This is a genomic window from Mycobacterium sp., assembly GCF_049683355.1.
In the GTDB taxonomy this organism is placed as follows: domain Bacteria; phylum Actinomycetota; class Actinomycetes; order Mycobacteriales; family Mycobacteriaceae; genus Mycobacterium.
The window spans coordinates 1-12,526 of the sequence record NZ_JBAUJB010000467.1 but is presented as its reverse complement, the minus strand read 5'-3'; the positions used below and the strand labels follow the sequence as shown (position 1 = coordinate 12,526).

The window sequence follows — 12,526 nt, the reverse complement described above, 5'->3', positions numbered from 1 at the left end:
GTGCAGCGCCGCCGGCTGCCATGCCTGCGCCTGCGACACGGTCGGGCGGTTCATCCGGAGGCGAACCGATCACCGTTGACGGCGTCGGCGCGCTCGAACATCGCCGCCGACGTCCGCGCTGCCGACGCCCATTCCCGCAGTTTTTCGGCGACCTCACGGACCTGTTCTCCGACCGGCCCGGGCCGCACCCTCTCGCTCACCGCCGAGCCGCGCAGCCCGTCGGGTTCCAGCTCCGGCCACGGCGCCCCGGCAATCTCCGCGGCAGCGGCGGAGACGGCGTCGGCGAGCCGTCGCAGCCGGTCCACATCCACCGACGCGATTTCCCCCATGGCTCATGCTGGCAGATTTCGCGACCCGCCCGCCCCGGTTATCCACAGGCGTCTGGCGTGGTGCGGCCACCGTCCTCGCGGGCAGCAAGTAGTCTCGATGAGGTGCAGCGACGAATCATGGGCATCGAGACCGAATTCGGTGTCACCTGCACGTTCCACGGCCATCGCCGGCTCAGCCCCGACGAGGTCGCCCGCTACCTCTTCCGGCGGGTGGTGTCGTGGGGCCGCAGCAGCAATGTCTTCCTCCGCAACGGCGCGCGTCTGTACCTCGATGTGGGCAGCCATCCCGAGTACGCCACCGCAGAATGTGACAGCCTCACCCAGTTGGTCACCCACGACCGCGCCGGCGAGCGGGTGCTCGAAGACCTGCTGATCGATGCCGAGCAGCGCCTCGCGGACGAAGGCATCGGCGGTGACATCTACCTGTTCAAGAACAACACCGACTCGGCGGGGAATTCGTACGGCTGCCACGAGAACTATCTGATCGTGCGTGCCGGCGAGTTCTCCCGCATCTCCGATGTGCTGCTGCCGTTCCTGGTCACCCGTCAGCTCATCTGCGGCGCAGGCAAGGTGCTTCAGACCCCCAAGGCCGCGACGTTCTGCCTGTCCCAGCGGGCCGAGCACATCTGGGAGGGCGTCTCCAGTGCGACCACCCGGTCGCGTCCCATCATCAACACCCGCGACGAGCCGCACGCCGACGCCGAGAAGTACCGGCGGTTGCACGTCATCGTCGGCGACTCCAACATGTGTGAGTCCACCACCATGCTCAAGGTCGGCTCGGCCTCCCTGGTCCTGGAGATGATCGAGGCCGGTGTGGCGTTCCGCGACTTCTCGCTGGACAACCCGATCCGGGCGATCCGCGAGGTCAGCCACGACCTGACCGGCCGACGGCCGGTGCGGCTGGCCGGTGGCCGGCAGGCCAGCGCGCTCGACATCCAGCGCGAGTACTACTCGCGTGCGGTGGAGTATCTGCAGACACGTGAGGCCAACCCGCAGATCTCGCAGGTGGTGGATCTGTGGGGCCGACAGCTCGACGCTGTGGAGAGCCAGGACTTCGCCAAGGTCGACACCGAGATCGACTGGGTGATCAAGCGCAAACTGTTCCAGCGGTATCAGGACCGCTACAACATGGAGCTCTCCGACGCGAAGATCAGCCAGCTCGATCTGGCCTACCACGACATCAAACGCGGCCGCGGCGTGTTCGACCTGCTGCAACGCAAGGGCCTGGCCGCGCGCATCACCACCGACGAGGAGATCGAGGCCGCGGTCAACACCCCACCACAGACCACCAGAGCCAAGCTGCGCGGCGAGTTCATCAGCGCCGCGCAGGAAGCCGGTCGTGACTTCACCGTGGACTGGGTGCACCTCAAGCTCAACGACCAGGCGCAGCGGACCGTGCTGTGTAAAGACCCGTTCCGCTCGGTCGACGAGCGGGTGAAGCGGCTGATCGCGAGCATGTGACAGTCCCGCGGATGTTGCTTTCGCGGAAACTCGCTAAAACGCCATTCTCCTTCGGTAGCGGACCTAGGCGCGCCGTGATTAGCTTGCGCTATGCCACGTCGCAGGCAGTCTGGTAGCCGGTACTTCGCGCTCCACCGCTGGCTTGCCGCACTGACCACCGTCCTTCTCGCCCTCTCGGCGACGGCACTCGCGCCGGTCGCCGGCGCTCAGGACGGCGCAGTCAACGACCGCGTCAAAGACGCGATGGTCCTCGTGACCACCACCTATACCGGCTACGTCGAAGTACCGCCGTCGGTGGACGAGGACGGCCAGGGGTTCTTCTCCGACCAGATCGAGATCAGCTACACCTGCAGTGGGTTCGCCGTCGATCCGTCCGGTTTCATCGTCACCGCCGGCCACTGCGTGGACCCCAACGACGAGTCGCTGCGCATCGACTTCCGTTCCACCTTCCTCCAGGGGATCGTCGACGAAGGGGAGATCAGCGTCGAACGCGGGGCCGAGTTGCTGGAGCAGGCCAACTCGGAACAATGGGTGGTCGAGGGACAGGACCGCGACTCCGAAATCGAGCGGGTCGTCGAGGTCGTCCAGCCCGATGACCCCGACCGGGTGATCAGCAGCCCCGTCACGGTGCAGGTGGTGGACTTCCAGTCGTTCGACGACGGTGACAATGCGCTGCTGAAGGTCGGTGGTGTCGGCGAGTTGAAGCCGCTGGTGGTCGCCGAGCGATCCCCGGAAGTAGGCGAGCAACTCACCGCGGTCGGGTTTCCCGGCAATGTGCTCGGCATCAGTGACGGGTCCCGGGTTCCCCAGCCGAGTTTCAAGACAGGCACCGCGTCCAGCAAGCAGGTGCTCGAGGGCGGCGGGGAAGGCACCGAGATCAACGCCGACGTGTCCGGCGGGATGAGCGGCGGACCGACGATCAACTCCGCAGGCGAGGTGATCGGCGTCAACTCCTTCGGCTTCAGTGAGGACAGTGGATTCAATTTCATCACCGATGCTGCAGCCCTGCGCTCGTTCCTGCAGAAGAACGCGGTCACGCTGGCGACACCGGCACCGGAAGATTCGTCGTTCCCGTGGATCTGGATGATCGTCGCCATCGTGGGAGTGGTGATCGTCCTGGTCGCGGTGGTTCTCGCGATCGTGCTCAGCCGTCGTTCCAAGGGCGCTGGCTCAGGGCCTCCGGGTCCGGGCGGCTTCGGTGGGCCGGGCGGACCACCGACGGGGCCGACCACCCCGCACACGCCTCCGCAGCAGCAGCCACCGTGGAGCCCGACTCAGCAATGGCAGCCGCACCAACCCTGATCGCGGGGTTCGCCGTCACAGCAGATGGTGTGAGTGGAATGTCAAGCGGTGTCGCCCGATGTGCACCTGATCGCCCGGCCGTAGCGGATGTGGGCTGTTGGGTGTCAACCGATGCGGTGGGGTACGCAGGTTTCCGGCCAGTACCCACGTACCATTGTCGGAGCCGCCGTCTTCGACCGTGACGTCCCAGTCCCGAAGAGCGATCTTCGCGTGCACCCGGCTGACCAACCGGTCAGGGTCGGCGAGAACCAGTTCCCGTACCGCTTCGCCGTCGACCTCCGGAGACCGGCTCGGCATCCGGCCGACGACGTAGTCGGCATCGAGGGTGAACGTCGCCTGCTCGTCGACCAGCAGCACACCGAGCGGCGGTCGGGGGCCATCCACCACGATGCGCGAAACCTGCAGCATGCCGCGCCCACACCAAGCGCAGTTGACAGCGTGCGGGTGGTTGAAGTGGCCGAGAGGGCACTTCACTCCCTTCACCATCGGAAGAGGCCGGACCGAATCGGATACCTGCGCTTGTTCCGCGGGTGGCGGGCTCTGCTCGCCGCTGAGCAGGGGGAGCGGAGTTCGTGAGACCGACAGGTTCGGCAGCTGCGGTCCGGCGCCGACAAGTGGCACCGATTCGAAGCTCCGCTCGTCGGGCGCCGGCGCCTCGGGGTCGATAACGGGTTGCCCACGCGGGTCCTCGCGCTCACCGGGACGGGCCGCCACGATCGAGGGCAAGGTCGAGGAGGCCAGGACCGCCGTCGGCTGCTCCACCGGTCCGGACGGGGCTAGCACGATCACCACACCGCCCCCGGGGACCACACCTTCCTCCAACCCGAAACCGTCGGGGATCTCGTTTTCTGCATCGCCGACGCTGATCCTGGTGAGTGGGCCCGTCAGGGTCTGCCGGATGGCGCCGGCCGCCGCACGTCCGTTGAGGTGAGTGATGCCCACCATCGTCTCGGCGCGCACCTCCAGGTCGCCGAGCAGCACGACGTCGGCCCCTTCCGGGGTCGCAACCACGGCAACGACCGGGAACTGCGTGTCACCGTCCGCCAGCGCCTGAAGGAGCGCTGTCGCCGGGGCGTCGGAATCTGCTGCCGCACGGACGGCTTCACGCAAGCCCACCAGTTGTGCGCCACCGGTCATTGCGGTGACGGCGATCACCGATCCATAACGGAGGACGGCTGCCGCACCCGGGACGACCTTGACGTCAAGTTGCATGACCGGACCAATCCTGCAGCAGTTCGGCGTATTCGAGCGCGGTTCGGGGTCTGGCAGCTCGATCTCGCTGTAATCCGGCCTCGATCAGTGGCCGCAAGGTGGGGTCAAACTCACCGGGAATCTGGGGCTCCTCCCGGAGCAGGTGCTGCAGCGCCATCCCCAGACTCTCGGTCGGGAGGCCCGGAAACGGTCCGTGGCCGGTGAGCGCCGCCAACAGGGTGGCAGCCAACGACCACACGTCGGATGCCCGGCATGACTCGTCGCCGCGGGCCACGCCGGGTTCCATGAACGCCAGCGTCCCGATTGGTCCGAGTCCGGTCAACGTCGCTCCCCGGCTGAGCAGTTGGGCCAAGCCCAGATCACTGAGGACTGCGCCCCGATCGGTGAGAAGTACGTTGCCCGGCTTGATGTCACGGTGGGCCACGCCCACTTCGTGTAGAGCGTGCGCTCCGCGGGCGGCGTCGGCCACTGCAGACACCACACCCCGTGGGTCCAATCCTGCGTTGCGCGGTGAGGCCAACGACCCCTTTTCGTGGTAGGCCGTGGCGTAATAGAGCACGCCGTCTTGATGCCCGGCGTCGAACAGGCTGACCAGGTTGGCCGAGTTGATGGACGCGAAGATCTGCAGTTCGTTGGCCATCCGGCGGAAGGCGTCCGGACTGGCGCGCTGGGACAGTATCTTCACCGCGCAGAAGGCGTCGGGCAGATTGAGACGCTGCGGAGTCCGGGCCAGATAGAACGCGCCGTGGTTTCCGGATCCCAGCCTCTCCAACAGGACATAGTCGGCGATCTTCTTCATGGTCGTTCAGTTCCCCCGCCCGTGTCTGAACACTGCGGGTCGTCGACTCCTGCGGCGTCGCGTCTGGACTCGGCGTCGCGCACGTAATCCCCACCCACGTCCACACTTTCGCGGGTGATCGACGCTGACGGATCGAAACGCACTTCGGCCACCCGGTGGCGGTACCGCACGCACAGCCACAGCCCGCCGACGAGGACCGCCGCACCGACGACTCCGAAAGCGATCAGTCCCGGATCAGTGCGCAGTTCCCGCACGAAGACGATCGTGGTGACGCCCTCCGCTGCGGCCAGGACAGCCACGAACATCGCCAGCTGTCGTGACGTGATCCGGGCGGCGAACGCCGAACCCAGCGGGGCCCCCCAACAGACCACTGGTACTGCCGCCAGCCAAAGCCCAAGTAGGTCAAAACGATCGGCGGGGTACTGCGACGGGTCAGCGATGATCGTGGCGCCGACCCGGGTCACCTCGCCCCCGGCGACTGCGATGTCCAGATGGCCCTGGATCAACCCGAGGTACACGAACCCGGTCAGCGACACCGCGGTCATCACCAACACCGAGGAGGGCACGCCGATGCGCGGCTCCAGACCCAGCATCACCACCACCACCAGATAGAACAGGACATCGGAACCGGAGCCGACCTGTGAGGAAGCCAATCCGCCGAGCAACGCTCCAACCATCAGAAAGGCGATCTGGCGCCGGCCGAGGGGGCTCACCGATGTTCGCACTTCACGGATGGGCACCCGGCTCCCGAGGAACACCACAAACGCCATGGCCAGCACCAGGAGGGTGAACAGCACCTTGACGTAGGCCCCGGGAAGGATCGACGGCCAGAACGGCCTCGAGCGATCGGAGAGCAGGAACAAGCCGAGGAACAGCCCGATGATCCCCATCGGCAGTGACCACAAAACAGCGGGCACGTCGATTGCGCGGCGGCGCAACAGGATAGCCACCGTCGCGGCCGTCATCCCGACCGACTGAATCGCCAGGCTGAACGTCCGTGCCACTTCGGAGGGAACCCCGAGACCCTTGGTGAAGACGGGAAACGCCACCGCGCCGCCACCCTGGGGAGTCGATCCCGCCACGAAAGACCCGAACATCATGGTGGGGGTGGCGACGATGTTGTCCCAGACCCGTCCGAAGTTGTCAGTGAGCAGCACACCGACGAACCAGGCGAGGGTCACCAGAATGGAGAATCCGATCGCCAGCCGTGCCCGGCGGCGATCGGCCCTGTCGCGCGCGGCGGCTGCCGCCGCGAGGAAATCGAGATTCGGAACGCTGCGACCGGGCGGCTCGCTCATCAGACGATCCGTCCGCCACGGTAGCGCCAGTGCACGAACAACACCCGCAGCGGGCCGTTGGCCACGAACCACATCCACAGCCACACCGACACGAACAACAACACGACGGCGAAGGACAGCTGATAGCCGAGGACCGCCAAGACCAGGATGAGGGTGGCGAACTCGTTGACGGCGGTGACCAGGCCGAACAGTGCGGGCCAGTCCTTCTCCCACCGCAGCTGCATCAGCAGGTGGTAGCCGATCTCCCACGCAGTACCGACGACGCCGACGATCGCCAGCGAGACGAAGGCCAGTTCGTAGACCGCTCCGAGGCCCGCGCCCCGCGCGAACGGCAGCAGCAGCGGGCAGATCACCACTGTCCACGGCACGCCCACCAGCAGCAGCAACAGCCATCGGGTCTGGATCCGGCCCAGCAGGGTGGGGGTCACGGTGCCACCCCGCGCGCCCAACGCAGCCACTGTGACAAGGAGCGGGTGCTGCCCAGCTTGCGGACGAATTGTTGCGCGGCGAGTTCGTCGGTGATCTGCAGTGCCGCGTACTGCAACCCGAGAAACGAGTCGACGGGCGCGTACTGTCCGCCCAGTGTGATGGATCCCGATGCGTACACTCGGCCCTCGCCGGAACGGGTGCCACTCAGCTCGAAGGCCCCCGACACATCCAGTCGTCCCAGTGGATTGCGCACCGCACCGGTGTGCTGGACAAGGTCGGCCAACAGCTGTGACTCGGACAGATCCGACTCGAGTCCGGTCGCATCGATGATGTAATCCGCCGTCACGTCGGCGAATTCACCCGTCGGCGTCTTGATACGGGTGTTCACGCCGCGCGGGCCGGCATCTTGGACCGCCTCGACGGAACCGATCGCGGCCTGATAGACGCCCGACGCGCGCGCACGGTCGAGTTGGCTGTCCCACTGCTTTCGATGCGGCGTATTCGTTCCCCCCATCGCCGAGATCAGGTCGACTCGCTGCTGTCCGTCGAGTCGCGCCAGCCGCTCCCGCAGCACCCCGCCCCACGCCGCCTTCGGGTAGTTGAACGCTTGGTAGGTGAAGCCGTTGGCCGACTCGCGACGGAAGGTCAGAGGGCCGGTGGAGCGGTCGCGGTAATTCCGGAACAGATGGATGACACGGGTGCGTGCGTGCCGCTGCTCGACATCGTCGAGCAGGCGTTGCAGCACTCGGGACCCGACGATCCCGGACCCGCGTAGCACCACGGTCCCGCCTCGACCGGCCAGCGCGTCGTACACGTGGTCGTGGGGTTCGTAGGCGTTGACGACACGGTGGAAGTCTCCGCTGCGCTGCCGGTAGTCCTGCAGATCCGGCAGGAACTTGACCCCGGGGTAACCCACAGCAAGATGAACCCAACGGGCTCGCAACGCCGTTCGCGCTGTCGCCGCCGTTCCCGGTTTGGGGGTCACCAGGACGAAATAGCCGCCGCTGCGCCTCTTGCGCACCATGCGTGCCCGGCCGGCGACGGTCATGTCACGCCAGCCGATGCGGTATGCCTCTTTGGCCGTCGTGCGATAGACCTGCTCGGCGCGCGGAGTGAAATAGTCGGCGACGATCGGCTCGGTGGCTACGCCGAGGATCGGGGCCAGGGACTTGCTCTCCCACGCTTCGCGCAGGGCGTAGCTGGGGAAGCCCCACAGGTTGTCCGGGCACGACGCCGAATCCGATCGAAGGCGAGTGTCGTCGGGGATCTGGGAACAGCGGGCCAGATAACGGTACTGCTCGTAGGGCGTACTCAGTGGCGTGACGGCCCGCAGATGATGGGTGGGCATACCCGCGACGCGCAGGTGATCGGCGAGCACAAACGAGCCGAACCCGCCTCCGATGGTGACCATCGGCACATCGGAGAACGGGATGCCCGCTTCAGCCACCATCTCGTCGGTCCAGACGGCGGTCTCACGCAGTTTCGGCGTCAGGTCGCCAGGTAGCCGGCTGCCGGCGTTCAACTGCTCAGCCCTGTCCATCGGTGGCGATCTGATTCACCTGTGCCACAACGGCATCGATGAGATTGCCGACGAACGTGACCCCGGCGTCGTCGACGGTTCCGGGGACGGTGTAGAACGCTGCCGCGATGTAGCGGTCCTGCTGCGCCAACACCGTGTACTGGCTCACCTGGCTACCGTCGCCGGCGGTGAGCACGATCTCGTGCACCGCGACGTCCTGGCATTCGCATCCGACCAGGTTCGGGGCGATCGGCGGTTCGAACACCGCGGAGGAATTCGCACCGGTGACCCAGGTGCCACACGCGGCAGAGGCGTTGCGCTGCCGTTGATACGACGCGGCCGTCTCGGCGGAGCCGAAAACCGCTCCGGCAGTGCCGAGGCTGGGAATCGTCTCCTCGCCGGTCGGGGTGAACAACAGCTGGCTGAACTGCGTCGGCCCGGCCGGTAGTTGTTCGCCACAGAAGCCGGCACTGGCGTTGACGGCGTTGCTGTTCGGTGCGGGCAGCCACTGCGGACCGCCGAGAGTGTCGGCTTGATCGGCGGTGAGACGCAACGCGTCGGCCGCCTCTTCGTCGGACAGCGAGTTCTGGGGCGCTGCGTTCGCTGACGTGGTCTCGGGTGTCTGCGATGCTCCGGCACCCGCGCCACCTGAGCGAGCCGACGGTGGCGCGGTGTTCGCCGCCTGGTCGCTCGACCCGGTCAAGACCACCACCAGCACGCCGATCAGGCCGAGCAGGAACACCACCCCGCCGATCACCAGCAGGATGGGCACCAGACGCGAAGTCCGCTTCTGGGCGGCGGGCATGGGGCCGCTCTGGTAGTGGGCGGCGGGGATGTGGGGCCCGCTCTGGAACACCCCACCCGGGCCGCTGGTGCCGCCGGGCGGTGTCGTTCCGCCGGGTTGTGCAGCACCGAAGCCCGGTCCGGCAGGCGCGGACCGGGTCGCGTTCGCCGCATCACCAAGCTGTTTGGCCCGGCGCAATTCCTCGGCGAACGCGGCACAGCTGGCAGGGCGGTGGGCCGGCTCTTTGGCCATGCCTCGCAGGACGGCGTCGGCGATCGGGCCTGGCACGTCCCGATGATGCAGCGTGGGCGGATTCTCAGAGGTGATCCGGTGCAGTAACGGCACCAACGACGTGTCGGTGTCGCGCACGTAGGGCGCTTCGCCGGTGATCAGCGCGTACATCGACGCGGCCAGGGCGTACAGATCGCTGGCCGGTGACGGTGCCTGGCCGAGCACGATCTCCGGCGCGATGTACTGAGGTGATCCGATGAAACTGCCGGTCATCGTCAGCCCGCCCTGCGCGGGATTCTTGGCGATGCCGAAGTCCGCGAGCTTGGGCTTGCCAAAGCGGTCGATCAGGATGTTGTCGGGCTTCACGTCGCGGTGAAGCAGACCGCCCTGATGCGTCGCCTCCAGTGCCTCGGCAATGCAGATCCCGACGTCGACCGCTCGTTCCCAGGACAGGCGCTGGCCGTTACGCAACACGTCGCCGTAGGAACCGCGCTCGCAGTACTCCATGAGCAGGTAGGGGGCCCCCGACGTGGTGGTGCCGTGTTCGTAAACGCTCACGATGTTCGGATGCCCCGACAGTCGGCCGACTGCCCGTACTTCACGGGCGAAACGCTCGTGCGCCTCGGCGTTCAGGTCCACGGCGGACAGCACCTTCACCGCGACGGTTCGGTCGAACGAATCCTGATGGGCGCGGTAGACGATCCCGAATCCGCCCTGGCCGATCTTCTCTGCAGAACTGACGCCCGGAACTCCGATGCTCACCGTTCTCCTCTCCTGAGGTGGGGGCCACTCGGAGGTGTCATTGACCGAACACATCGTTGCGTACTTGGGAGACTATGTCACCTGCACGCTCGCTGAGAGGAGTCTCGGCTAGCCGAATCCGGACTACTCCGGGCCTGTTGGCGGCGCTCGTCGGGGCGGCCGCGGGTATCGGCAAAGCACACTCGTGTTGCCAACGGTGATTATCGGCTTTTCGCGTGCGCTGCTGTCTATTCGCTCCTCGCGTGCGCTGCTGTCTATTCGCTCCTCGCGTGCGCGGTCACCGCGTAGTCGCCGCCGGTGAACGGCTGCCTGTCCCACGTCGCCCAGCGGTCCAGCAGCTCCAGGCCCGCGGCGGCAGCCAGCTCGTCATAACGACCCAGCGACAGCCGGTCCTCGCGCAGCTGAAAGCCGGCCACCAACAGCCCACCGGGCTTCAGGAGTGCCGCCAGCTCGTTGACGACGCGGCTCTCGGTCCCCCTGCCGACGAAGATCATCACGTTGCCCGCCAGCGCCACCACGTCGAACGTCCTGTCCACGTGTGAGCCGGCGTCGACCAGGTCGGCCTCGATCCACGTCAGGTCCGGCGCCTTGGCGCGGGCCGTGCTCAACATCTCGGGGTCCAGATCGAGCCCGACCACCGAGAAACCGCGGGCGGACAATTCGATGGCGACTCTGCCTGTCCCGCAACCGGCATCGAGAACGTCGGTCCCGCTGTACTCGCGCAGCAGCGCCTCGAGGAGATCGGCTTCGCCGTGCACGCCGGCCCCGGAGGCGGCCAGACGCTGCCAACGGGCGTCGTAGTCCTGCCCGCGGGGTGCATCAGACTGCTGCCATCGGGAACCCACCAGGCGATCCTGTCAGACGCCTGGCAGTGTCCCCGGCGGTACCGGGGCAGACGCGCCGCATCGGCCGTCCAACGGGACCCCCGACGCCCCTTAAGCTCTAGCCGTGGGAATCTCCAAAGTCGAACGGTTGATGAACCTTGTCATCGCGTTGTTGTCCACCAGGACGTTCATCACCGCCGACCGGATCCGCGACACGGTCCTCGGGTACTCCGAGGAGGCCAGCGACGAGGCGTTCTCGCGAATGTTCGAACGCGACAAGAACGAACTGCGTGATCTGGGCATCCCGCTGGAGACCGGGCGGGTGTCGCAGACGGACCCGACCGAGGGCTACCGGATCAGCCGGGAGGCTTACGCCCTGCCCGCGGTGGAACTGACCGCCGACGAAGCCGCCGCGGTCGCGGTGGCGACACAGCTGTGGGAGTCACCCGAACTCATCACCGCCACCCAGGGCGCGTTGCTGAAGTTGCGCGCGGCCGGCGTGGACATCGACGCCGCACACGACGACGTCGCGATCACGTCGACCGCGGCCATGCCCGGTCTGCGGGGTTCCGAGGAGATTCTCGGAATCCTGTTGTCCGCCATCGATTCCGGTCACGCCGTGCAGTTCGAGCACCGGCCGTCGCGCACCGAACCGTACGTCACCCGCACCGTCGAGCCGTGGGGGGTGGTCACCGACAGGGGGCGCTGGTATCTGGTCGGCCACGATCGGGACCGCGACGCCGTGCGCACCTTCCGGCTCTCGCGGATCGGTCCGCAGGTGACCCCGATCGGGGAACCGGGCGCGGTCCGCAGACCCGCCGGTCTGAACCTTCGGGAGATCGTGGACAGGGTGGTCGGTGACTGGCCGGCGGCCGGACAGGCCAGGGTCTGGGTCGCCGACGGCCGGGCGACGGCGCTGCGGCGGCGGGCCACCGTCGTCGGTCCGAGAACCCTGGCCGGGCGTGCGGGGGAGGAGATCGACTTGGACATCGACATGTTCGACCGGGTGGCGCGGGAGATCGCCAGCTACGGAGCCGACGCGGTGGCGCTGGAGCCGGCGTCGCTTCGTGACGACGTGATGTCGCGGTTGCAAGCGCAGGCCGGCGTGACGGTGGACCGCGTATGACTGCCGTCAGCACGCGGCTGGTCCGGCTGCTGAACATGGTGCCCTACTTCCAGGCCAACCCGAAGATCACTTACGCGGAGGCGGCCGCGGACCTCGGTGTGAGCATCAAACAGTTGCGCGACGATCTCAACCAGTTGTGGATGTGCGGCCTGCCCGGATACGGACCGGGGGATCTGATCGACTTCGAGTTCTCCGGCGACACCATCGAGGTCACCTTCACCGCCGGTATCGACCATCCGCTGCGGCTGACCTCGCCGGAGGCCACCGGGGTGCTGGTGGCGCTGCGCGCGCTTCTCGACGTGCCGGGGATGGTGGATCCGGAGGCGGCGCGCAGCGCGATCGCCAAGATCGAGTCCGCGACGGGCAAGGCTGGTCACGGGGACGAGGGTGCCGCCGTCGACGAGCGGGCGCCGATCGAGAGCGAGGCGGCCGCGGCGGTGCGCACCGCGG

At 67.2% G+C, this 12,526-nt stretch carries 12 protein-coding genes; 4 read left to right on the top strand and 8 right to left on the bottom strand.

Features of this window, described 5'->3' with window-relative positions; genetic code table 11:
• Nucleotides 1-50: 50 nt before the first annotated feature.
• On the bottom strand, nt 51-329 hold the full coding sequence (locus tag WA944_RS26480; RefSeq protein ID WP_526375353.1) for a DUF7162 family protein: 279 nt from the start codon (nt 327-329) through the stop codon (nt 51-53).
• Between the two features lie 102 nt (nt 330-431).
• Here WA944_RS26480 and pafA point away from each other — a divergent pair, with 102 nt between their 5' ends.
• Nucleotides 432-1,790: a Pup--protein ligase gene (gene pafA, locus WA944_RS26475; RefSeq protein ID WP_526375351.1), complete on the top strand. Its 1,359-nt coding sequence runs from the start codon at nt 432-434 to the stop codon at nt 1,788-1,790.
• A gap of 90 nt (nt 1,791-1,880) precedes the next feature.
• Nucleotides 1,881-3,092: a trypsin-like peptidase domain-containing protein gene (locus WA944_RS26470; protein ID WP_526375349.1), complete on the top strand. Its 1,212-nt coding sequence runs from the start codon at nt 1,881-1,883 to the stop codon at nt 3,090-3,092.
• A gap of 15 nt (nt 3,093-3,107) precedes the next feature.
• Here the strand turns inward: WA944_RS26470 and WA944_RS26465 are convergent, their stop codons facing one another.
• From WA944_RS26465 to WA944_RS26435, 7 genes are all read right to left on the bottom strand, one after another.
• On the bottom strand, nt 3,108-4,304 hold the full coding sequence (locus WA944_RS26465; protein ID WP_526375347.1) for an FHA domain-containing protein: 1,197 nt from the start codon (nt 4,302-4,304) through the stop codon (nt 3,108-3,110).
• Nucleotides 4,294-5,103 carry a serine/threonine-protein kinase gene (locus WA944_RS26460; protein WP_526375345.1) on the bottom strand — a complete coding sequence of 270 codons (810 nt, stop codon included), beginning with the start codon at nt 5,101-5,103 and terminating at the stop codon, nt 4,294-4,296. The genes WA944_RS26465 and WA944_RS26460 overlap by 11 nt, the downstream gene beginning before the upstream one ends.
• Nucleotides 5,100-6,401 (bottom strand): TSUP family transporter, encoded by a 1,302-nt coding sequence (locus tag WA944_RS26455; RefSeq protein WP_526375343.1) that lies wholly within the window; start codon nt 6,399-6,401, stop codon nt 5,100-5,102. The genes WA944_RS26460 and WA944_RS26455 overlap by 4 nt, the downstream gene beginning before the upstream one ends.
• A complete protein-coding gene (locus WA944_RS26450) occupies nt 6,401-6,829 on the bottom strand; it encodes a hypothetical protein (protein ID WP_526375341.1) in 429 nt (142 codons plus the stop codon). The genes WA944_RS26455 and WA944_RS26450 overlap by 1 nt, the downstream gene beginning before the upstream one ends.
• Complete coding sequence (locus WA944_RS26445; RefSeq protein WP_526375339.1) at nt 6,826-8,370, bottom strand: hypothetical protein; 1,545 nt, start codon at nt 8,368-8,370, stop codon at nt 6,826-6,828. Before WA944_RS26445 ends, WA944_RS26450 begins: the two co-directional genes overlap by 4 nt.
• Nucleotides 8,357-10,126 (bottom strand): serine/threonine-protein kinase, encoded by a 1,770-nt coding sequence (locus WA944_RS26440; protein ID WP_526375338.1) that lies wholly within the window; start codon nt 10,124-10,126, stop codon nt 8,357-8,359. The genes WA944_RS26445 and WA944_RS26440 overlap by 14 nt, the downstream gene beginning before the upstream one ends.
• 254 nt (nt 10,127-10,380) lie before the next feature.
• Nucleotides 10,381-10,971 carry a class I SAM-dependent methyltransferase gene (locus WA944_RS26435; RefSeq protein WP_526375336.1) on the bottom strand — a complete coding sequence of 197 codons (591 nt, stop codon included), beginning with the start codon at nt 10,969-10,971 and terminating at the stop codon, nt 10,381-10,383.
• 103 nt (nt 10,972-11,074) lie between these two features.
• Here WA944_RS26435 and WA944_RS26430 point away from each other — a divergent pair, with 103 nt between their 5' ends.
• Nucleotides 11,075-12,076 (top strand): helix-turn-helix transcriptional regulator, encoded by a 1,002-nt coding sequence (locus WA944_RS26430; protein ID WP_526375334.1) that lies wholly within the window; start codon nt 11,075-11,077, stop codon nt 12,074-12,076.
• A partial coding sequence (locus WA944_RS26425; protein WP_526647500.1) for a helix-turn-helix transcriptional regulator occupies nt 12,073-12,526 on the top strand: 454 nt, incomplete at its 3' end. The genes WA944_RS26430 and WA944_RS26425, both read left to right, overlap by 4 nt.

Coding starts and splice junctions, on each gene's coding strand:
- WA944_RS26480 (WP_526375353.1), bottom strand. CDS start 329: ATGGGGGAAATCGCGTCGGTGGATGTGGACCGGCTGCGACGGCTCGCC.
- WA944_RS26455 (WP_526375343.1), bottom strand. CDS start 6,401: ATGAGCGAGCCGCCCGGTCGCAGCGTTCCGAATCTCGATTTCCTCGCG.
- WA944_RS26470 (WP_526375349.1), top strand. CDS start 1,881: ATGCCACGTCGCAGGCAGTCTGGTAGCCGGTACTTCGCGCTCCACCGC.
- WA944_RS26460 (WP_526375345.1), bottom strand. CDS start 5,103: ATGAAGAAGATCGCCGACTATGTCCTGTTGGAGAGGCTGGGATCCGGA.
- WA944_RS26445 (WP_526375339.1), bottom strand. CDS start 8,370: ATGGACAGGGCTGAGCAGTTGAACGCCGGCAGCCGGCTACCTGGCGAC.
- WA944_RS26465 (WP_526375347.1), bottom strand. CDS start 4,304: ATGCAACTTGACGTCAAGGTCGTCCCGGGTGCGGCAGCCGTCCTCCGT.